Source organism: Demequina muriae (assembly GCF_030418295.1).
In the GTDB taxonomy this organism is placed as follows: Bacteria; Actinomycetota; Actinomycetes; order Actinomycetales; family Demequinaceae; genus Demequina; species Demequina muriae.
On record NZ_JAUHQA010000001.1, the window covers coordinates 1,433,696 to 1,453,957 of the forward strand.

Annotated in this window: 24 protein-coding genes; 12 read left to right on the forward strand and 12 right to left on the reverse strand. The window is 69.5% G+C overall.

Annotated features, from left to right (window positions below):
- Positions 1-2: 2 nt before the first annotated feature.
- The 3 genes from QQX02_RS06660 to QQX02_RS06670 form a co-directional block, all read right to left on the reverse strand.
- The gene (locus QQX02_RS06660; protein WP_301142036.1) at positions 3-482 is read right to left on the reverse strand and encodes a cation:proton antiporter regulatory subunit; all 480 of its coding nucleotides are present in this window, start codon (positions 480-482) and stop codon (positions 3-5) included.
- Positions 483-486: 4 nt separating this feature from the next.
- On the reverse strand, positions 487-906 hold the full coding sequence (locus QQX02_RS06665; protein WP_301142037.1) for a DUF6174 domain-containing protein: 420 nt from the start codon (positions 904-906) through the stop codon (positions 487-489).
- Between the two features lie 69 nt (positions 907-975).
- Positions 976-1,863, reverse strand: a complete 888-nt coding sequence (locus tag QQX02_RS06670) for a phosphotransferase (RefSeq protein WP_301142038.1) — start codon at positions 1,861-1,863, stop codon at positions 976-978.
- Between the two features lie 59 nt (positions 1,864-1,922).
- Here QQX02_RS06670 and QQX02_RS06675 point away from each other — a divergent pair, with 59 nt between their 5' ends.
- Positions 1,923-2,387 (forward strand): phosphatase domain-containing protein, encoded by a 465-nt coding sequence (locus QQX02_RS06675; protein WP_301142039.1) that lies wholly within the window; start codon positions 1,923-1,925, stop codon positions 2,385-2,387.
- Positions 2,388-2,405: 18 nt separating this feature from the next.
- Here QQX02_RS06675 and QQX02_RS06680 read toward each other — a convergent pair whose 3' ends face one another.
- Both QQX02_RS06680 and QQX02_RS06685 read right to left on the reverse strand, forming a co-directional pair.
- On the reverse strand, positions 2,406-2,960 hold the full coding sequence (locus tag QQX02_RS06680; RefSeq protein ID WP_301142040.1) for a GNAT family N-acetyltransferase: 555 nt from the start codon (positions 2,958-2,960) through the stop codon (positions 2,406-2,408).
- A 9-nt stretch (positions 2,961-2,969) separates the two neighbouring features.
- Positions 2,970-3,098, reverse strand: a complete 129-nt coding sequence (locus tag QQX02_RS06685) for a hypothetical protein (RefSeq protein WP_301142041.1) — start codon at positions 3,096-3,098, stop codon at positions 2,970-2,972.
- Between the two features lie 17 nt (positions 3,099-3,115).
- On the opposite strand from QQX02_RS06685, the gene QQX02_RS06690 reads away from it, so the two are divergent.
- Positions 3,116-4,231, forward strand: coding sequence for a DNA topoisomerase IB (locus QQX02_RS06690; protein WP_301142042.1), 1,116 nt, complete (start codon positions 3,116-3,118; stop codon positions 4,229-4,231).
- 22 nt (positions 4,232-4,253) lie between these two features.
- Here QQX02_RS06690 and QQX02_RS06695 read toward each other — a convergent pair whose 3' ends face one another.
- Positions 4,254-5,168: a phosphotransferase gene (locus QQX02_RS06695; RefSeq protein WP_301143676.1), complete on the reverse strand. Its 915-nt coding sequence runs from the start codon at positions 5,166-5,168 to the stop codon at positions 4,254-4,256.
- A gap of 186 nt (positions 5,169-5,354) precedes the next feature.
- Here QQX02_RS06695 and QQX02_RS06700 point away from each other — a divergent pair, with 186 nt between their 5' ends.
- Positions 5,355-5,912 carry a DUF5655 domain-containing protein gene (locus QQX02_RS06700; protein ID WP_301142043.1) on the forward strand — a complete coding sequence of 186 codons (558 nt, stop codon included), beginning with the start codon at positions 5,355-5,357 and terminating at the stop codon, positions 5,910-5,912.
- Here QQX02_RS06700 and QQX02_RS06705 read toward each other — a convergent pair.
- Complete coding sequence (locus QQX02_RS06705; protein WP_301142044.1) at positions 5,894-6,322, reverse strand: MerR family transcriptional regulator; 429 nt, start codon at positions 6,320-6,322, stop codon at positions 5,894-5,896. The genes QQX02_RS06700 and QQX02_RS06705 overlap by 19 nt on opposite strands.
- A 134-nt stretch (positions 6,323-6,456) precedes the next feature.
- Between QQX02_RS06705 and QQX02_RS06710 the strand changes: the two genes are divergently transcribed.
- Together QQX02_RS06710 and QQX02_RS06715 are read left to right on the forward strand one after the other, a co-directional pair.
- On the forward strand, positions 6,457-7,527 hold the full coding sequence (locus QQX02_RS06710) for an aldo/keto reductase (protein ID WP_301142045.1): 1,071 nt from the start codon (positions 6,457-6,459) through the stop codon (positions 7,525-7,527).
- A gap of 26 nt (positions 7,528-7,553) precedes the next feature.
- The gene (locus tag QQX02_RS06715; RefSeq protein ID WP_301142046.1) at positions 7,554-8,183 is read left to right on the forward strand and encodes a class I SAM-dependent methyltransferase; all 630 of its coding nucleotides are present in this window, start codon (positions 7,554-7,556) and stop codon (positions 8,181-8,183) included.
- Between the two features lie 34 nt (positions 8,184-8,217).
- On the opposite strand, the gene QQX02_RS06720 is transcribed toward QQX02_RS06715, so the two are convergent.
- On the reverse strand, positions 8,218-9,396 hold the full coding sequence (locus tag QQX02_RS06720) for a MalY/PatB family protein (protein ID WP_301142047.1): 1,179 nt from the start codon (positions 9,394-9,396) through the stop codon (positions 8,218-8,220).
- Positions 9,397-9,489: 93 nt separating this feature from the next.
- Between QQX02_RS06720 and QQX02_RS06725 the strand changes: the two genes are divergently transcribed.
- The 5 genes from QQX02_RS06725 (at position 9,490) to QQX02_RS06745 (ending at position 14,439) form a co-directional block, all read left to right on the forward strand.
- Positions 9,490-10,542, forward strand: coding sequence for a hypothetical protein (locus QQX02_RS06725; RefSeq protein ID WP_301142048.1), 1,053 nt, complete (start codon positions 9,490-9,492; stop codon positions 10,540-10,542).
- A gap of 142 nt (positions 10,543-10,684) precedes the next feature.
- Positions 10,685-11,644 carry an ABC transporter ATP-binding protein gene (locus QQX02_RS06730; protein ID WP_301142050.1) on the forward strand — a complete coding sequence of 320 codons (960 nt, stop codon included), beginning with the start codon at positions 10,685-10,687 and terminating at the stop codon, positions 11,642-11,644.
- Complete coding sequence (locus QQX02_RS06735) at positions 11,641-12,498, forward strand: ABC transporter permease (RefSeq protein ID WP_301142051.1); 858 nt, start codon at positions 11,641-11,643, stop codon at positions 12,496-12,498. The genes QQX02_RS06730 and QQX02_RS06735 overlap by 4 nt, the downstream gene beginning before the upstream one ends.
- 25 nt (positions 12,499-12,523) lie before the next feature.
- Positions 12,524-13,768 carry a sensor histidine kinase gene (locus QQX02_RS06740; protein WP_301142052.1) on the forward strand — a complete coding sequence of 415 codons (1,245 nt, stop codon included), beginning with the start codon at positions 12,524-12,526 and terminating at the stop codon, positions 13,766-13,768.
- Positions 13,765-14,439, forward strand: coding sequence for a response regulator (locus tag QQX02_RS06745; protein WP_301142053.1), 675 nt, complete (start codon positions 13,765-13,767; stop codon positions 14,437-14,439). Before QQX02_RS06740 ends, QQX02_RS06745 begins: the two co-directional genes overlap by 4 nt.
- A 38-nt stretch (positions 14,440-14,477) precedes the next feature.
- On the opposite strand, the gene QQX02_RS06750 is transcribed toward QQX02_RS06745, so the two are convergent.
- From QQX02_RS06750 to QQX02_RS06765, 4 genes are all read right to left on the reverse strand, one after another.
- A complete protein-coding gene (locus QQX02_RS06750) occupies positions 14,478-15,242 on the reverse strand; it encodes an ABC transporter permease (protein WP_301142054.1) in 765 nt (254 codons plus the stop codon).
- A 1-nt stretch (position 15,243) separates the two neighbouring features.
- Positions 15,244-16,227, reverse strand: coding sequence for an ATP-binding cassette domain-containing protein (locus tag QQX02_RS06755; RefSeq protein ID WP_301142056.1), 984 nt, complete (start codon positions 16,225-16,227; stop codon positions 15,244-15,246).
- A gap of 110 nt (positions 16,228-16,337) precedes the next feature.
- Entirely contained in the window at positions 16,338-17,192 is an 855-nt protein-coding gene (locus QQX02_RS06760; protein ID WP_301142058.1) for an ATP-grasp domain-containing protein, read from the reverse strand.
- The gene (locus QQX02_RS06765) at positions 17,189-17,977 is read right to left on the reverse strand and encodes a phosphotransferase (RefSeq protein ID WP_301142060.1); all 789 of its coding nucleotides are present in this window, start codon (positions 17,975-17,977) and stop codon (positions 17,189-17,191) included. The genes QQX02_RS06760 and QQX02_RS06765 overlap by 4 nt, the downstream gene beginning before the upstream one ends.
- A gap of 309 nt (positions 17,978-18,286) precedes the next feature.
- Here QQX02_RS06765 and QQX02_RS06770 point away from each other — a divergent pair, with 309 nt between their 5' ends.
- The gene (locus tag QQX02_RS06770; RefSeq protein WP_301142062.1) at positions 18,287-18,835 is read left to right on the forward strand and encodes an RNA polymerase sigma factor; all 549 of its coding nucleotides are present in this window, start codon (positions 18,287-18,289) and stop codon (positions 18,833-18,835) included.
- Positions 18,836-19,023: 188 nt separating this feature from the next.
- Positions 19,024-20,181: a hypothetical protein gene (locus QQX02_RS06775; RefSeq protein WP_301142063.1), complete on the forward strand. Its 1,158-nt coding sequence runs from the start codon at positions 19,024-19,026 to the stop codon at positions 20,179-20,181.
- The last annotated feature ends 81 nt before the right edge of the window (positions 20,182-20,262 follow it).

Below are 20,262 nucleotides of genomic sequence, written 5' to 3' on the forward strand. Positions count from 1 at the left end.
CGCTATCCCGTCAGGATCGAGGTGGCGCTGCGTACAGCGTCGGCGCCGCCCATGACCAGGACCGTGTCCCCGGCGCGCAGGGTGAAGTCCGGCTCGGGCCCGGGGATGCCGTCGTCGCCGCGGATCACGGCGACGACCGAGGCGGACGTCTCCGTGCGGATGCGGCCGTCGCCGATGGTCTTGTCCGTCAGCCCGCCCACCGCAGGCATGGTGACCCACTCGATGGACAGGCCCTCCACCATGTGGCTGAGCGTGTCGAGGCGGGCTGTGATGTTGGTGCCGCCCAGCAGCTCGGCGACCTTGGACGCGTCGCCCTCGGAGAGCTCGACCGTGCCCTTGCACGAATCGGGGTCCTCGCGGTCGTACAACGCGATGTCACGCTTGCCGTCGCGACGGACCACCACTCCTACGTGGTCGCCGCCTTCGGCCTGGAACTCGTACCGGACACCGATGCCCGGGAGCGGAGTCTCGTAGATGTTCATGCGCTCAGTCTGGCACGGAGCCGGCTGTGCCATCCGTGGGCGTGACGTCCGTGAACGAGGCCTCGTACTCATCGTCGACGGCGTCGGCGCTCCAGTCGACCGAATAGTGAGTCGGGGTTCCGTCGGCGGACTGCCTCAGCGCCACGCTGTGAGCGCCCTCCGCACGCGCCTCGTCGTGCCGCGTGATGTAGTCCGCGAGGGTGTCGAAGGACTCGATGGTGGTGAACTCGTCGATCTCGCTCCACTCATCCAGACCCTCGACCTCGACGACCTCGTGATCGCGCACGGTGACGCGCCACTCGCCGTGGGCCGGGCCGAAGACGGTGATGGTCGCCTCAAACGTGTAGTCCGCCGGCTCGTCCCAGGGATCGGCAGAACCCTCGGAGCACGCGCTCGTCGCCGCGACCGCGGCCACTGCGGCCATGAGCAGGGAACCGCGCCTTCGCCGTCGCATGAGGCCACTATGTCAGCGGGCATACGCCCGGGGAAGGCGTCAGGCCTCGTGCACCAGCCCGAGCTCCATCAGCCGCTCCCACGCCATGCGCATCAGGAACGGGTCGTCGATCTGGATGTGTCGGAGCGCGGCGAACACCTGGAACGCCCGTGCGCGCGCGGCTGTCGCCTCCGAGACGTCGCCGTAGCCGGCCCAGAAGTGAGGGTGCATGTCGCGGGAGAGCAGGTTGGCGGCGTACCCGAGATCGGCGGCAGGGTCCCCGGCGCCGAAGTTGTGCCAGAGCAGAATGCCTGCGAAAGCGCCCTGATCCGACAGGATCGCGCGCGGCTCGAGCCGGCCGTGGGTCCAGGTGAACGACACGTCCTGCGACGCGGCCTCGCCCTCTTCGTAGATGGCCCTGGCGGCATCGGCGTCGATGCTGCGGTTCTCGGGCGCTCCACGGTCGCATGCGAAGGCGAGCAGCGACGAGAACTGGTCCTCGAGCTCAGGGAGACCCAGCCCCGTCCGCGGGTTGAGCGGCGCATCGGCCGGGCTCGGGGTGTGCACCTCGCGCAGCGCCTCGCCCAGCGGGCGCGCCGACTCGGCATGCAGCGGGACGAACCCTGCGGTCGACGCCGAGATCCACTGCACCAGGGTCCAGTGGTAGGGGAAGCCGTGGCCAGGGACGCCCGTCGCGATGGGGTGGCTGGAGGGGAAGGTCCATCGGTCCACATGCGGGGTGATGAGGTCCACGACCCGCGCGTAGTGCTCGTCCCTGCCCGGGAGCCGCGGGAAGATCGCGCCGTAGTCGTCGCCGATCCTCATGGCGAACTGATCCTCGAGCGTGTAGCGGCGCCCGAGCTCCCGCCCGGCGAGCTCCGGGAACTGCTCATCGATGAGCGCCCGGACCGTCTCGTCAGCGATGTAGATCGGTTCAGTAGGGGACATGGGGTCAGCCTAAGTCACGCACGTTCCGCCCGTGGGGAGCGATGCGTCAGGATGGTGGCATGACGACAGCCCGCGATTCCGCCCCACGCGACCGCAGCGACGGCGCGCTGCCCTCGGCCGTCCTGGTCGACCTCGACGGCACGCTCGCGCACATGGGCGATCGCCACCCGTTCGCGACCACGGGATACGACCTGGACACTCCCAACAAGCCCGTGCTCGAGGTGGTGAGGGCGCTGCACCTCGCTGGCCACACCATCGTGGTGATCTCCGGCCGAAAGGAGGTGTCGCGCGCCGAGACCGAGTGGTGGCTCAGCACCCATCTGCCCGTGCCGTACGAGGGACTCCACCTCCGGCCTGACGCTGACGAGCGCTCCGACGGCGTGGTCAAGAGAGAGATCTTCGAGCGCGAGATCGTCCCGCGATTCGACGTGCTGTGCGTGCTGGACGATCGCAATCACGTGGTCGACATGTGGCGCGACGAGCTGGGGCTCACGTGTCTTCAGGTGGCGCCTGGCGACTTCTAGCGTCGGCGCCCGCGGCGGTCAGTCCTGGGCGCGACGTGCCTTCCACTCTCGCGCGAGGATGCCGTACATCGCGTCGTCCGACACCTCGTCCTCGACCCAGTAGCGCTCGCGACGAATGCCCTCGGGGATGAACCCGATGCGCTCGAGAACCTTGATCGAACTGATGTTGTGGGGATGGGTCGACGCCTCGACCCGGTGCACGCCCAGGTCGAACACCGCATAGTCCACCAGGCGCGCGGTCGCCTCGGTGGCGTAGTAGTGGCCCCGGGCCCACGGGTGAAGCGTGAAGCCCACCTCCGCGGTGCGCCCGTTCTCCGACAGCCAGATCGCGACGTCTCCCAGCACCTTGTCGTCGCGCGTGCGGACTACGGCGAGCTGGTACCAGTGCCCCGGCCTGGGGCCCGGCCTGGAGGTGATGTCCTCGATGAGTTCGCGCGCCCTCTCGACGGGATAAGGGGCGCGCCACGCCTGGTACTGGGCCGTGGTCGTGTCGGATCGACGCTCGGCGAGGTCCTCAGCGTCGTCCATGGTCATGGGCCGCAGCGTGAGGCGTTCGGATCTCAACGTCTCCATGCTCTGACCCTAGCCTGACGGCCCGACCGTCCGCTCGATGCCCAGCTCGATCCCCATCGCCACGACCGCTCGCGTGCCGCATAGTCCTCCTGCCCAGTCCGTGTCGCGCACAGCGTCCTGGATGGTCGTGGTGCCCATTCGCCTACTCTCGACACATGCCGCGCCTCCGCCGCTCCCGCCCCTCCGAGCCGGGCCTCACCCGAAGGCGCGCCGGCAAGGGCTGGACCTACCGAGACGAGCGCGGCCACCGCATCACCGATGCCGAGGGCATCGAGCGCATCCGCGCGTTCGCCATCCCGCCCGCGTGGACCGATGTGTGGATCTGCCCATGGCCCCATGGCCACCTGCAGGCGCTCGGCACCGACGAGGCGGGGCGCCGCCAGTACCTGTATCACCCCGCCTGGCGTGAGCGCCGGGATCGCGCCAAGCACGAGAGGGTGCTCGACGTCGCGGCGGGCCTGCCGGCGGCGAGGGCGGTCGCCGATGCGGACGCGAGCCGCGACGACATGTCTCGCGAGCACGTCCTGGGGATCGCGTTCCGGCTGCTTGACCGCGGCCTGTTCCGCGTGGGCGGCGAGGGTTATGCGGCGGACAACGGCTCGTACGGGCTCGCCACGATCCTGCGTGAGCACGCGCGGGTCACGTCGGACGGCGTGGAGTTCGACTACATCGCCAAGTCAGGAAAGCGGCGCCACGTGGTGGTGCGCGATGCGGAGGCAGAGGCGGCCATCTCGACGCTCAAGCGACGCGGCGACGACGACCCCCAGCTCCTGGCATGGCGTGAGGCCGGCACGCCGGTGTCGTGGCGCGACATCACGAGCGATGACATCAACGGCTACCTGCAGATGGTGGTCCAGCCCGATGCGACCGCCAAGGACTTCCGCACGTGGCACGGGACCGTGATCGCGGCGCAGGCGCTCGCTCACGCCGGCGATGCCGCAGCGATGAGCCCGACCGCGCGCAGAAAGGCGGTCGCGGGCGTGATGAGGGAGGTGGCCGCCCACTTGGGCAACACCCCTGCCGTGGCCCGGGCATCCTACGTCGACCCCCGCGTGGTCGACCTGTGGGAGGACGGGATCTCGATCGCTCCCGTGGTGGAGGCGTTGGGGGACCACGGAGAGGACCTGTCGCCCGGCGCGCGCGACGCGGCGATCCAGGCGGCGCTCGAGCAGTCGGTGGTGGATCTGCTCACCACGTCTCCGGTGGCACTGAACCGCAAGCTCCAGCACGGTGCTCGGCGCGCCCGAAGGATCGCGCGCGCGACCGGCTGAGCGCGTAGCGAAGCCGAGTCGGCTAGGCGGCCCGGACGGACGCGGACTCGACCCAGTCGCGGAGCGAGCGCAGCCCGGCGGAGTGGTACGGATCATCGGCGATGGACGCGAGCGTCACCGCGTAGGCCACCGCACGCGCCGCGACGCGCAGGCGACCGGGACTCCCCGCCCCCACGCGCATCGGCCCGTCTGCCGTGCCGTACGCCTGCAGCAACGCCTCGACGTGGACCGACCCGACGAGCGTGCACGCCTGGCCGAGGTCCGTCGCCGGGTCCGCCGCACCGGCGTCACCCCAGTCCAGCAGGCCGGCGAGCCGCCCGTCGCGAGTCAGGACGTTGGCCCCGTGGATGTCCAGGTGGCTCCAGGTGCGCGCCGGTTCGGCCGTGTCTGCTGCCGCCTCGAAGATGGCGCGGAGGACGTCGGCGTGCTCGAGCACAAGTTCGCCTGACTCCTCCAGGCCCCGGAGCCGGGCGTCGAAGACCTCCGCGACGTCCTCGAGGGTGCCCGAGCGGTAGGGGTTCAGCGGGGCGTCGTCCGGCACAGGTCGGTGCACCTGGGCGAGCGCGGTCCCCAAGTCACGCGCGCCAGCGTCCGATAGCGGGGCGTCGAAGGCGCGCCGACCCGAGAGCCACGGCACGACGCTCCAGCGCCATGGATAGTCGGAGCCGGGCTCGCCCACGCGGACCGGCACTGGAGCAGGAAACGCCCAGTGGTGGCCGATGCGTGGGAGCCAGTCCAGTTCTGTGGCCGTGATCTCGGCGGCCACCGCGCGGCGCGGCAGCCGCACCGCCAGCTGGGGGCCGAGTCGGTAGGTGACGTTGTCCCAGCCTTCGGAGCGCGCGCCGACAGTGAGGTCCGTGAGGTCCGGGTGCTGCTCAGCGAGCAGCGCCGTCACCAGGTCCTCGTCGATCACCACCTCGGCGACCGGCATGCGCATCGTCGTCACCTCGTCAGCGTATGCCCGCACCGGCCTCTCGCCATGACTTTCGACGTGCGTGCCGCAACACCGGCCGGTGCGCGCGGCCCCGCCAGGGCGATTCCGGACCAGGCCGGGCGAAGTCACCTCCACCGCCATAGGGTGAACTCGACGGGTACGAGCAGCGTCCAGCACCAGGAGGAGATCATGGGAGATCCACAGGCGCAGGCGTCCGCGCAGATCGCGAACATCGAGGCCGCAACCGGCCGATCCGTCGAGCTGTTCGCCGACGAGGTGGCCGCGGCGGGCCTGGAGAAGCATGGCGAGATCGTCGCCCACTTCAAGGCGTCTCATGGACTCACTCACGGCAATGCGAACGCGCTCGCGCATGCGGTGCGCACCCACCTCGCGGGCGGACCTGCCGAGCCGGACGCACTCCTCACGCTTCAGTACGCGGGTGCCAAGGCGGTGCTGAGGCCGATTCTCGACGCGTTGGTCGCGCAGGCGAGCGCGCTCGGCGACGATGTCGACGTGGTGGTCCAGAAGACCGGAGTGAGCCTCCGGCGTGCGAAGCAATTCGCACTCGTGCAGGCGCCCTCGGCGACGCGCGTGCAGCTGGGGCTCAACCTCGACGCGACACCGCCGGGAGAGCGCGTGACTGAGGCCAGCGGCATGTGCACGCACCGAGCGAGCCTCACCGCCGTCGACGAGGTGGACGACGAAGTCGCCGGGTGGCTCTCGGCGGCCTACGAGCGAGCAGGCTGACCCGAGGCCCGCTCCCGACGGGTGATGTCCTCGGGCTCGGCGTCCGCGGCCTGCAGAACCCCGCGGTAGTAGTCGAGCTTCATCTCGAGCCGATCGAGATGATCGCGGTCGGCCTCCATCCGGGCGACGAGCGCCTCGCGATAGTGCGCGAGCACCGCGACCCGATCCGCAATCGTGTGGTCGCCTGCATGGGTGAGCGCGACGAACTCCTTCATCTCCCGGATGGGCATGCCGGTGGCGCGCAGCAGCTGCAGGAATCGCACCCAGCCCAGGTCGTCGTCCGTGTAGCGGCGGTGTCCGTTGGGGGCCTTGGCCACCGGTGCCAGCAGCCCCTCGCGCTCGTAGTAGCGCAACGTGTGCTTGGACGTGCCCGTCTGTGCCGCCGCCTGGTCGATGGAGTACCCGCTCACGGGAGCCACGGTAGGCCTTCGAGTGCACTCGAAGTCAAGAGGACGACGGAACGCTTGACTTCGAGCGCGCTCGAATTCCTAGCGTCGGGATCGAGCGGGCAACGGATGTCCGCCGCCGCACCTCAGGAGGAGTCATGACCGCCGCACTCACCACCACTCGCACCGGACGCCCACTGGCCACCACCGGCCGCACCCTCGTGCCCATCGCGTTGGGCGCGATGCTGATGGGCACCCGCACCCCCGAGGATGAGTCACGCCGCATCCTCGATCACTACCTCGGGGAGGTGCAGCCGCGCTTCACGTCGCCCGACGGTTCCCCCGTACTCGCGATGATCGACACCGCCGACTGCTACTGCTGGTGGGAGGCACCCGGAGACGAGGGCGGGCACTCCGAGTCCGTCCTCGGTCGATGGATGGCCGATGCGGGCGTGCGGGACCGCGTCCACCTCGCCACCAAGGGAACGGCTCGGGTCGAGGGCTACGCCGACGCATGGAAGGACGGCGAGGTCGACTGGGCCTATGCGAGCTCGCACTTCGTCGGCGCATCGGCCGCCGTTCTCGAGCAGAGCCTGGAGGCCTCGCTCGAGCGGCTCGGAACGGCGAGCATCGACCTCTACTACATCCACGTGGACGATCGCTCGACACCTCTCGAGGAGACGCTCTCGACTCTCGCGGGGTTCGTCGCCGATGGCCGCATCGGCGCGTACGGATGGTCGAACGTGCGCACATGGCGGATGGCGATCATCCGTGCCCTGTGCGACGCCCACGGGTGGCCGCAGCCGGTGGCGCTCCAGCAGCAGCACTCGTACCTGCGCCCACGCGCGGGGCTCCGGCACGGGTCGATCGTGAGCGACGAGCAGCTCGACTACCTCGAGGCGCATGCCGACCTCCAGCTCGTCGCCTACTCGCCGGTCCTGAAGGGCGTCTACTCTGACCGTTCGCGGCGAGCCGACGACTTCTGGGCGATGGGCAACTACGCGGGCCCGGACACCGAGGCGCGGTACGCCGCGCTCGACGAGGTGGCCGCGGCCACGGGCGCGACGGGCAATCAGGTCGCCCTCGCATGGATGCTCGCGCAGGCGTCGCCGCGAGTGCTGCCGCTCATCGGTCCGCGAACGTGGGGCCAGTACCTGGAGTGCATCGAAGCGCTGGACGTCGAGCTCACTGCCGAGCAGGTGGCGAGACTGGACGGCGCAGGGGCCTGAGCCCCGGCCCTGCCACAATGGGCGCCATGGACGACGACGAGCCCAAGCCCGACGGCAAGCGCTGGAACCTCAACATCCACTACCAGCGGGTGGTGGTCGAGGAGATTCCGGAGACGGCACGCACCGCTCTGGACGTGGGGTGCGGCGAGGGGCTGTTCGCCCGCACGCTCGCCGCGCGTGGCCTGGACGTCACCGGGATCGACGAGGACGCCGAGAGCATCCGGCGTGCCCGTGCCCAGGACACCACTGGCATCACGTACCTCGAGGCCGACGTGTTCGAGGCCGACCTGCCCCGGGAGTCGTTCGATGTGGTGTCGGCGATCGCGTCGCTGCACGACAAGGACCTCGAGGCGGGACTCGAGCGCCTCAAGGAGCTCACCGCACCCGGCGGCACGGTGCTCGTCGTGGGCCTCGCGAAGGCGACGTGGCGCGACATCCCGCGCGAGATGGCGGCCTCGGTGGTGGACAAGGCCCAGCGGCTGTTTCGTGGGTACTGGCATCACGGCTCGCCGTGCGCGTGGCCGGCATCGCACACGTACATCGACGTCAAGCGCGAGTCCGCACGCCTGATGCCCGGCAGCGTCTTCTCCCAGAAGCTGCTGTGGCGCTACACGCTCGTGTGGACCAAGCCGGCGCCGGGAGCGCTCGAGAGCTGACGCCCGCGCATCGGCCCTGCCCGAATCGGCCGTCCTAGCCGAGGTGGGTGGACGCTCCCATGCGGCGTACGGCCTCCGTGATGATGTCGGGGTGGGTGGCGATGTTGAGCCGCACGTGGCCCTCGCCACCCGCGCCGAACGTCGGCCCTGAGTTCAGGGCGACTCGTGCGTGCTCGAGGAAGTGGGCGGACGGGTCCTCGTCGAGCTCGAGCGGCCGGCAGTCGATCCAGGTGAGGTACGTGGCCTCCGGCAGCCGGTAGTCGGCACCGGCGAGGTGCTCGTGGATGAGCGTCCCCAGCAGCCGGCGGTTGGAGTCGAGCCCCGCCATCAGATCGTCGAGCCACGCCGCACCGTGCTGGTACGCGGCGGTCTGCGCGATGGTGCCCAGGTGCGTCGGCCCGTGGTGCGGGGACGATGCGTACGTGGCAAGTTCGGCCTGCGCCGCGCGGCCGCCGATCACGATGGCCGCCGGGATCCCGGCGAGGTTCCACGCCTTCGACGCGGCCATCAGCGAGAAGCCGTTCTCGCCGCCCGCGACGGACAGGTACGGCACGAAGTCGTGCTCGGCGTAGACCAGGGGCGCGTGGATCTCGTCCGCCACCACCCGCACGCCGTAGCGGTCGGCGAGCGTCGCGACCTGCTCGAGCTCGTCGCGCGTGTGCGCGACGCCCGTGGGGTTGTGAGGGCTGCACAGCAGGTACGCGGCGGGACGGCCGCCCGAGGTGGCCCGGCGGAACGCGTCCTCGAGTGCCGAGAAGTCGAGTCGCAGGTCCTCGCCGAGCGGGGCGTCGATGACGTTCCGGCCGGCCGCTTTGAGATAGGAGAAGAACGGGGGGTAGACCGGGGGGTTCACGACGACGTCGCTGCCGGGCTCGGTCAGCATGGAGATCACGTCCACGTAGCCGGTGATCACGTCCGCGACGGTGGCCATGTGGCCGGGGGAGACCGACCAGCCCCAGCGCTCCTCCGCGAATCCCGCCAGCGCCTCGGTGTATGCCGTGCCCGCCGGGTACCCGAGGTCGCCGCTCGTCACGGCGCGTTCGAGAGCCTCGCGGACCGGCGGTGCGGGCGCCACGTCCATCTCCGCGACCCACAGCGGCAGCACGTCGGCGCTGTACCTCCGCCACTTCGCCGAGGTGCGCGTACGCAGGGAGGCGAGGGTGAGATCGGTGAGCGGATTGGTGCGCTGAGGCGTGTGGGCGGGAATGGCCATCCCCACACTGTGGCGAACGGCCGATGCGCGCGCAAGTCAGTTCTGGCCGCGCGCCCCCGGCCAGGGGTGCGCGGGGCTTCCTACAATCAGCCCATGAGCAAGGGTGGCAGGAGCAACGATGCTGGGCGCTTCCCGGTCGGAGTGGTGATCGCGATCGCGGTGGTGGGACTCGCAGGGTTCGGGGCCTACTGGCTGCTGGGGGAGTACGGATTCATCGGGGATCCAAGCGCCGACGCGACGGCGTCACCCGAGGCAGAAAGTGCTATCGAGGACGACGGCAGGCCCGAGTGGCTGCAGGGCACCGCATACGAGCTGCCACCCATGACCAGCCCGGAGAACGAGCTCGAGCCGCCCGCCAGGATCCTCGAAGGATGGGTGTGGGAGCTCGTCGACGAGGACTGGTCGCTCACCGTGGTGCGTGAGGGCGAGGGCGACAACTACACGTGGCTGTCCGACTTCCAGGCGCTGTACCTGGTGAGCCCCACCGATGACCGTTTCAAGATCTCCGACCTGCGTACGGACTTCGATATGGACCTGGTGCACTGGGACCCCGAGCTCCAGGTGTCGTGGATCAAGCGGGGCGGCAAGTCCGACTTCGAGCAGGTGATCGAGTACGACCTGATCTCCCTCGACAGCACGGAGGACTGGTCCGGTTCGGTGGTGAGCTCTGCGAACGTCGTCGAGGGCGGGGTGGCGAACGTCGAGTACCGCGGGGACGTGGGCGAAGGTCGGGAGCTCTGGGTCTCATATGACCCCAGCGGCTACGCGACCGGAGTGTTCTGGCGCGACGGGACCGAATGGGAGCCGAGCCTCATCACCGACCAGATCCGACGGATGGCGCAGCAGGGGTTCTCCCGCGAGCGCGGCGTCGACGCGTGGTTCGACCCCGCCTCGGAGCGCGCCGTGTACCACGGAGTGTTCATCGACCCCGATACTCAGCGACTCGCGGACGAGATGTGGGTGGTGCACGACCTCGCGACCGAGGAGTTCGACGACACCGTGGTGGTCGCGGTGCCTCGCGACGACTGCGCACCCGTCGATGGCCCACGCTCCGGCACCTTCGAGGGCGACCGCATCGTCGCTCTGTGCGGCGATGCGGAGTACCTGCTCGATCCCTACGGCAACGCGGCGCCGGTCGAGCGGTAGCGCCGCCCCGCGCCCTGCACCACCAGGGTGAGCAGTACGCCGAAAGTCGTACGTCACGCTGTCTCGAGAATCCACCCAGGGGCCATCGTGGCGCGCCTGTGATCTTCCTACGCTCGAAAGTAACCGAGCACAAGGAGAGATCATGATCGAGGCACAAGGCCTGACCAAGCGTTACGGCTCCACGACAGCGGTGGACGACATGTCGTTCACCGTGGAGCCTGGCCGAGTCACCGGCTTCCTGGGGCCCAACGGAGCGGGCAAGTCCACCACCATGCGCATGACGGTGGGACTGGACGCGCCCACCAAGGGCAATGTGACCGTCAACGGCCGACGCTACGTCGAGCACGGCGCACCACTGCGCGAGATCGGCGTGCTGCTGGACGCCAAGGCGGTGCACCCAGGACGCACGGCACGCAATCACCTGACGGCGATGGCGGCCACTCACGGCATCAGCCGTACTCGCGTGGACGAGGTGATCGACATCGCCGGCCTCGCCAGCGTGGCCGACAAGCGGGTCGGCGGATTCTCGCTCGGCATGGGCCAGCGGCTGGGCATCGCGGCGGCGCTGCTGGGCGACCCGCAGACGCTGATCCTGGACGAGCCGGTCAACGGACTCGACCCCGAGGGCGTGCTGTGGGTGCGCCGGCTGACTCGGTCGCTCGCCGATCAGGGCCGGACGGTGTTCCTGTCCTCGCACCTGATGAGCGAGATGGCCCTCGCCGCTGACCACGTGATCGTGGTGGGCCGCGGTCGCGTGCTCGCTGACGCCCCAGTCTCCGACCTGATCGCGGCCGCGCACGGAGAGCGGGTCCGGGTGGCGAGCCCCCACGCGGATCACCTCGAGGCCGTGCTGCGTTCGCGGCAGGCCACGGTGGTCGCGACTGGCCACGACTCCCTCGAGGTCACCGGGCTCTCGGCCTCACAGATCGGCGACGCGGCCGCCGAGGCACGGGTGGCCCTGCACGAACTCACGGCGATCGGCGGTTCGCTCGAGGACGCCTACCTGCAACTCACCGCCGAGGACGTGGAGTTCCGCTCCGCGCCAATGGACACACACGAGACCGGCGCCATGGCGTCGCAGAACGAAGGTGGATCACGATGAGCACGACAGTCCTGACACAGAACGTCTCCCCTGTGAGGGGTCCGGACACTTCCGCGAGGCCGGTGACGCTGCGTCGCACTGTAGTCGCGGAGTGGATCAAGTTCCGAGGACTGCGCTCCACTCTGTGGACGCTGGTCGCCATGGTCGCGCTGCTCGTCACGGTGAGCGTGCTCGCCGCGTGGGGAACGACGATCGAGATGGTCGACGCGGGCCCGGGCCAGGGCAACGTGGCGCAGTACCTGAGTGCCGGGTATCAGCTGGCTCAGCTCGCGGTCGCCGCCCTCGGCGTCCTGGCCATGGGAGGCGAGTACTCGACCGGTGCGATCCGCACCACTCTCGCGACTGTGCCTCGACGGTGGATGGTGCTGGTCGCCAAGGCCATCGTTCTCGGTGGGACGATTGCGGTGGTGACGATGGTCTCCATGGTGGGGTCCTTCGTCGCGACCATGCCGTTCCACGCCACCCTGGGCCTCGAGCTCGACTTCGGTGATTCCGAGATGGTGAGGATGCTGGTGGGGCTGCCGTTGTACCTCGTCGCCATCGCGCTGCTGTCTCTCGCGATCGGCGCGCTCATGCGGCACACCGCAGGCGGCCTGACGCTCGTGATCGCGCTGCTCCTGGTGGTCGAGAACGTGATCGCATTGGTTCCCCTGCGGCTGTTCGACCTGGTAAGCCCGTTCCTCCCGATGACCGCGGGCAGCAAGATGCTGTTCGACAGCGATACGCTGGCAGCGATCGACAGCATGAACACCGGGCCGAGCCTGACCCCGTGGGCAGGTTTCGGTGTGCTGGTCGCGTGGGCCGTGACGCTGCTCGCACTGGCGATGGTGTCGCTGCGACGCCGCGACGCGTAGCTGATCGACGGAACTGGAGGTCGCTGTGACCGCAGCGGGTGCGCTCGTCGTCGAGCCGGATGGACGTCGGCTCGGCGTCGTGCGCCGCTACCTCCGCGATCACCCGCGGCTGGTGGATGCCGCCGTAGCCGCGTTCTACGTTCTCAACGTCGTCCTCGCCGCCCCCGACCCGTATCACCCGCTCAGTGCGCCGGTCGCCGCCTCGTTGGCGGCGGCCGGCGCGGGCGCGCTCCTGCTGCGCCGCTCGCGCCCCACGTGGGTCGTCGCGGCGTTCGTGGTCATGGCCGGAGCGTCCCTGGTGTCAGTGGGGCAACTCGGCGGCACGGAGCTCGGCATCGCGCTCGCGCTGTATGCCCTGGCCGTGGCCCGGCCGCCCACGCAGACATGGTGGACGGCAGCGGCGGCGGTCGCTGCCGCGACGGTGGTGGTCTGGCTCTGGCAGGACGACTCGCTCGAGGAGTTGGTGACAGGCGACGGCACCTCGATCGCGCTGGTGGACGAACGGATCACGAACACGTTCGGGATCGCGACGCTCGCGCTCGTGGGTGTGGCCCTCGGGATCAGCGTGCGTCTGCGCCGCGAGCGCATGGCGGACCTGGTGGAACGCGCCGCCGCACTCGAGCGCGACCGTGATCGACAGGCCCAGGTGGCGCGGGCGGAGGAGCGTGCCCGCATCGCGCGTGAGGTGCACGACGTGGTCGCGCACAGCGTGTCCGTGATGGTGAGGCTCGCCGACGGAGCGTCGGTGGCCCTCGACCGGCAGCCCGACCAGGCCCGGGTCGCGCTGGACGAGCTCTCCCGCACGGGTCGCGCGGCCCTGAGCGACATGCGCCGTGTCCTTGGCGCGGTGACGGAGGGGGACGTTCCCCTGGGTCCCGCGGGCGAGGGCAGGGACCTCCGCGAGGTCGTCGATGGGTTCCGGGCTGCGGGGCTGCAGGTGCGAGCCGAGGGCCTCGGGCTTGATCTGCCGGACAACACCGGTGTGCGCCTGGCCATCTATCGCGTGATCCAGGAGTCGCTCACCAACGTGTTGCGACATGCGCCGGGGACGGCCGGCGTGAGTGTGGTGATCCGGCAGGAGCCGACCCGGTGGATCGTGGACGTGGTCGATCAGGGGGCACGCGAGCCGGTCACCGAGTCCGAGGGTGCCGGCATGGGACTCATCGGGATGCGCGAACGCGTGGCGCTGCTGGGCGGCACCGTCGAGGCAGGGCCTTCTGGCCACGGCTGGCGCGTGACCGCCGAGCTGCCCGTGGAGGAGGCACCATGACGTCCCCCCGTCTGCGCGTTCTCCTCGTCGACGATCAGGCCCTGGTGCGCATGGGCTTCTCCCTGGTGCTGGGCGGCGAGGACGACCTCGACGTCGTGGGCGAGGCGGGAGACGGCGCGACGGCGGTGGCACAGGTGCGGGCACTGCGCCCCGATGTGGTGCTGATGGATGTGCGCATGCCCGGGATGAACGGCATCGAGGCGACGCGCCTCATCGTGGCCGAGCACCCTGACACCCGAGTCGTGGTGCTCACCACGTTCGACCTCGACGAGTACGCCTTCGGCGCGCTCCGTGCGGGCGCGAGCGGCTTCCTCCTGAAGGACGCGCGGCCCGCCGAGCTCGTGGATGCGATCCGCACCGTGGCAGCTGGCGATGCGGTGATGTCGCCGCGGGTCACGCGGCGCATGCTCGAGATGTTCGCAGACCGCCTGCCCAGGGCCGATGCACCGGCGACCACGGGCGACCCGAGACTGGCCGCGCTGTCGCCACGGGAGACCGAGGTGCTGAAGGCTGTCGCTACTGGGCACTCGAATGCTGAGATCGCGGCGGACCTGTTCGTTGCCGAGGCCACGGTGAAGACCCACGTGGGCCGGATCCTCGCCAAGCTCGGCGTGCGCGACCGCGTGCAAGCGGTGATCGTCGCCTACGAGGCGGGCCTGGTGGAACCGTGACGCAGGGCGGGGTCCCCGCAGGGGCGCCGGACTCCGCGCTACGCGCTCTGGCGCCGGAACACCCGAGTGCCGATGGCGATGCCGCCCAGCACCAGGCCCACGGTGATAGCGACGCCCCATAGCGCGGCTGGATCGCCGAGCTCGCCTCGGAACATGGCACGAACGCCTTCCACCACGTGCTTGAGGGGGTTGGCGTCGGAGAGCAGTTGCAGCCAGCGGGGTGCCAGCGACATCGGCAGCAGGATGCCGGACAGCAGCAGCAACGGCAGCGCCACTCCGTTGAGCAGCGGAGCGAACGAGTCCTCGGACTTCAGCGTGAGGGCCACGGCGTAGCTGAGCGACGCGAAGCACGCGCCGAGGAGCGCGACGGTACCCACGCCCGCGACCAGGGCCCACCACGGCGCGCGCAACCCGAACAGCAGCGCCACCAGCACCAGGATCGTTCCCTGCACCAGCAGCACCACGACGTCGCGCATGACGCGGCCCAGCAGCAGCGACGCCCGTGACGCAGGTGTGACGCGCATGCGCTCGATCACCCCGGAGCGCCACTCCGAGATGAGCCCGAAGCCCACGAAGCTCGCGCCGAACAGTCCCAACTGCACGAGCAGCCCCGGCACGAAGATCTGCCAGGCGTCGGCATCCTCACCGAAGGCGCGGGTGTCGGCAATGGTCTCGAGCAGCGGGCCGAACAGAGCGAGATACAGAATCGGCTGCAGCAGTCCGAACACGACCCACACGGGCTGACGGAGGCTCAGTCGCATGGCGCGCGAGAAGATGATCCAGGTGTCGCGAGCAATCGTCATGTCACTCCTCCTCGTCGCGCAGCGACCGGCCGGTCATCGTCAGGAACACGTCGTCCAGGGTGGGCCGCCGCACGGCGACTCCCTCCACGTCGTGCGAGTCTCCGAGCCCCCGCAGCAGCCGGGGCAGCGCCGATGCGCCATCGGGGACCGTGAGGCGCACGACGTCACCGTCGACCTCGGTTGGATGGTCGCCCAGAATGGCGGCGGCCGCACTCGCCAGGGCGTGCGCCGCATCGGCGCTCGTGGAGGTGAGCAGCACCTGGTCGCCTCCCACTGACCGCTTGAGCTCCTCCGCCGTGCCTTTGCCGACGATCTCGCCGTGGTCGATCACGAGAAGCCGGTCACTCAGCGCATCGGCCTCGTCCATGTAGTGCGTCGTGATGAACACGGTCGTCGCGAAGTCATCGCGCACCCGACGGATGTGGTCCCAGAGGTTCGCGCGCGACTGCGGGTCCAGTCCGGTCGACGGCTCGTCGAGGAAGACGATCCGGGGCTCGTGGATGAGCCCCATCGCGATGTCGAGCCGACGGCGCTGCCCGCCCGAGAGCGTGCCGCACTTGCGCTCCCAGATGCCGTCCAGATCGAGACCGCTGAGCAGCGCCTTGCCGCGATCGGCAGCCACCTTGCGGTCGATGCCGTACAGCCGAGCCTGGTCCACGAGCTCCTCGCCCGCGACTGCGCTGGGATCGGTCGTTCCCATCTGGGCCACGTAGCCGATGGAGCGGCGCACGCTGACGGGGTCCTTCGCGAGATCGTGGCCGTTGACCGTGGCCGTGCCGCCACTCGGATCCAGCAGGGTAGTGAGCATGCGCAGCGTCGTGGTCTTGCCGGCGCCGTTGGGGCCCAGGAAACCGACGATCTCACCCGCGTCGATGGTGATGTCCACGCCCTTCACGGCTTCCACCGTGCGTGGCGATTCCTTCCCGCGGCCGCGGACCTTGTACGTCTTGCGCAGTCCGCGCGCTTCGATGATCGGTGCACTCACGGTGGGAAACCTCCGGGGTCGCGTGGAGAGCCAAGCATCAGGCTAATGCGAAGGTGTGACAATCCTTCCTCCAGGACGCCCGGCGACCGCGAAGCGTGTACAGGACCGTCCTACAGGGACGGGTGGGAGGCGAGCGCCCGGAAGGACGTCGCCGCCCGCTCCGCGGCGCCCTCGCCCAGGGCGAGGAACAGGCTGGGCTCGGTGAGCTCCAGTTCGAGCACCACCGGACCGGTGTCAGTGGGCAGCAGATCCACGCGCGCGTAGGCAAGGTCCGGCAGCGTGGCGACGATGCGGTCGGCGAGCGCACGCTCCGCCTCGGTGGCCTCCGTCGCGACCACCTTCTCGTCCGCGTAGAGACCGGTCGACCATGACATCCCCCGCGACAGGATGGCCGCCTTGCGCGCGGCGTGCGAGAACTCGCCGCCCACATAGATCAGCGCCGTCTCGCCCGCGGTGTCGACGGCGCTCAGGTACGGCTGGATCATCGCGGTGCGCCCATCGTCGTGCAACGAGGCCAGGTGGGCCGATGCGCCCGCGGGGTCGTCACGAAACATCTTCGCGCCGCTCGACCCGGCGCCCACCGAAGGCTTGACGACGACATGGCCCTCCAGCGCCCGCGCATCGGCCGCCTGCCCGGGAGCGACGAAGACCGTGGGGACCGTGGCGAAGCCCTGCGCCGCGAGATCGTCGAGATAGCGCTTGTCGGTGTTCCAGCGGATGGTCTCGACCGGGTTCATGAGCCGCGACACCTGGCTCACCCGCTCGGCCCACGCCAGGAACTCTTCAAGGTGCTCGGTGTAGTTCCAGGTCGAGCGCAGCAGCGTCAGGTCGTAGCGGGACCAGTCCACGTTGGGGTCGTCCCACGCGACGAGCTCGGCCTCGGGCAGCAGGGGGAGCAGCAGCTCCTCGTCGGCGTCGGGCACGGGCATCTCGACGGTGGTCACGATGGCGATGCGGGAGGTCATGGTTCGAGGCTATCGGCGAGCGCTCCCGACTCGATCCATCTCGCGTGGGTGCGGTACATCACGCCGTTGCGGCGCAGATCTGCGCTCTCCTGACCGTCGCACCAGTCCGCCATCGCGTCCAGCCGCTCGGGCAGAGCTGCAAGGACCGCAGCGCACGTGACGAGATCGCCATCGATGGGTCCGTAGGCCTCAAGGAATCGGGCGAGCCGACGCTGCTGCTCGTCGTGAGAGAACTCAGAACGACCCCACGAGTCCCCGTCAGGGACCGCATCGGCCGTATGCGGAGTGAGCGGCACGTATCGGTACGCCGTATATGCCAGGTCCCACACTCGCGGCCCGGGGAAGCACAGGTCGTAATCGATCGCGCCCACCCAGCGGCCATCGCGGAACACGTGGTTGTAGGGCGCAAAGTCGGCGTGGCAGATCACCTCGTGCGGCTCGCGAGCCGGCTGCCACCAGACGTCCTCGGACTTGCGTGGATACGTGACGGTCGCATCGTGCCACTCGCGGAGGGCCGATGCGGCGGCGGCCAGCACGGCCTCGTCCCACAGCCACTCGGGCAGGTCGTGGACCACGGCGCCGGGGATGAAGTCGAGCACCTCGCGACCGGTCGCGTCGAAGCCGTGGACGCGCGGCACCCAGGTCACGCCCTGCGCGCGCACGTGAGCGAGCACGCGGTGGATGGTGGGAGCTTGAGGTCCGGCCGTGCGATGCACGCGATCGCCGATGCGCACGACGGGTCCGCTCATGTTGCCGCCCGCGAGCACCTCGGTCGAGTCGTCCATGGGAGCGACGGTACCGGTGCCTCAGCGAAGGATGATCCGGGCCCGGCGCCCCAGGGGAGGGAGGAGGGGCGCCGAACCCCGGACGTGTAGCGGCGCAGGCGGCCTAGTCCCCGGATGGCCGCCTGCGCCACGTCGATGTCGGTAGCTTCTTCAGCTACCTGACGACAACCCTGAGACTATGGCGCGTGCAAGGGGACGTCCGGGGACCAAGGTCCCAGTCGCCTCAGATGGGTTCCGCGAAAGTCGTTCCCAACCGCGAGGACACCGAGTTCGTTCTACGCATGACCGACGACGACTGGGGGAATCACGATGCAGCGCTGGGAGCCGATGCTCGATGAGCTCATGGCACAGCGCCACCGCCATCTGGTGGCATACGCGCGAATGCTGACCGGTGATACCGCGCATGCCGAGGACTTGGTTCAAGATGCGCTGATCACGACGTTCGGCCGCATGAGGACCTTTCCGTCGCTGGTCGCCGCCGAAACGTATACCCGTCGAGTGATCGCCTCGCGCTTCATCGACGGAAAGCGGCGCCGTGCCGCCGAACGCAGGGCCGTGCAGAAGGTGGGCTCGCACGAGGCTGATCCCTCCGCGGGACCTGACCTCCTCGTCGAGCACCGCACTGATGTTGAGAGGGCACTCGACCTGCTGACGCCGCGCGAGCGCGCCTGCGTGGTGCTGCGCTTCTTGGAGCACTACTCGGTCGAGGAGACGGCTGCCGAACTGGGCATCGCAGCGGGCTCAGTCAAGCGCTACGTGCACGACGGCATCGGAAAACTGAACGCAGCACTAGGCACGAACAGTGACGCTGACGCCCCGGTGTCATCGTCGGTGCACGTCGGGACGAGGAGCGCGTGATGGACGAGCTTGAGAGCATGTTGCGCGGCGAACATGAGGCCGTGAGCGCCTCGCTACCGCAGACCGACCCAGACGCCATTCACCGCGTACGCCAGGGAGCGCGTCGCCGACGCCGAACGCGGGCGCTCGCGACGGGCGCCGCTGCGATGGTCGCGGTGGGTGCTGTCGGCGTAGGAGCCTGGGGTTTGGTGGGCGACAACGGAGCCGACGGGCTCGAGCCGATGGTGAGCCACTCGCCGTCGGCGGAGCCGAGCCCGACCATGTCGAGCTCGCCCACGGCAGAGCCCACGCCGGATGCCTCCGCATCGGCGCCGCTGGCCGGTCCACCGCTCGATGACAGCGCCGATGGAATCCCGGAGGACGGCTACCCGCCGCTCGCGCCGGACCGCAACTCCGCGGTCACTGCAGAGGCGCATGTCACGTATCCCGAGGCGCTCGTGATGGAGGAGTGGGTGTGGGACCGAGCGGGGTCGGGTTGGAGCCTCGAGATCGCTTCGGTCCAAATGAACTTCTACACGGATGACTGGACGCAGCCCCCTGCGGTGTTGTACCTCGTGAGCCCCGAGGAGCGGTACTTCGAGTTGACCGAGCTTCCAGAGCGCACGTGGGACGACGCGCGCGTCGTGAGTTGGCGCGAAGGACACGACACCGCGATGATCTGGTGGGCAGCGGACGATGCCGAGCATGGTCGTGCAGGATTCGGTGGCGCCGTCGACCTGAGATCGGGCGAGGTCGATGATCTGTCGATGGCGGTGTACGGCGAAACTGCCTGGGACCACCGGTTCGTCATGGCAAACGCTTCAGGAGACGAACTGTGGCGCGCCGAGTCCGAGGCGGGGTTCAAGTACAACCGCTGGAGCGACGGTGCCGACGAGGACGGCTGGGTGGCCTCCGCGGTCGTCGACGAGTTCCCCTCTGCGGACGCAGCCTCCTTCTACATTGGTTCCGAGAGGCCAATCACCACGGCGGACGGTGATCGTGTGCTCCTGCGGCCATCGGAGGAACTCTCCCAAGACACGACCACCATGACTCTCTTTGCTTACGACCTTGCTGCGGACGAGGTGACGAGCTACAGGTTCGATCGACTTCCGCGCAAGGCAGAGCTCATGCACGCGTTCTTCGATGGATCCGATAGCGTCTACGCCCTGCTCCACTACCCCGTGGACCCTGACAGCTCCGCTAGTCACAACAACTCCCATGGTGTTCGCGTGAGCCTCGCGGGCGAGGGTTCCATTGAACGCATCGAGTATGACGATGAAGGCGGTTCGGGCGACACAGAGCGGCGACGTATTGGGTTCGGGGAGAGCTCGCCGAGAAGCGTCGCGAGAGAGGACTGCGGGTGCTGAGCCGCGGGCGGTGCACGGCCGGCGTGTGGGGTTCCTCGCATCGGCCGCAGCCACGCTGGTCCGCCGTGACCCGGCTGTCCT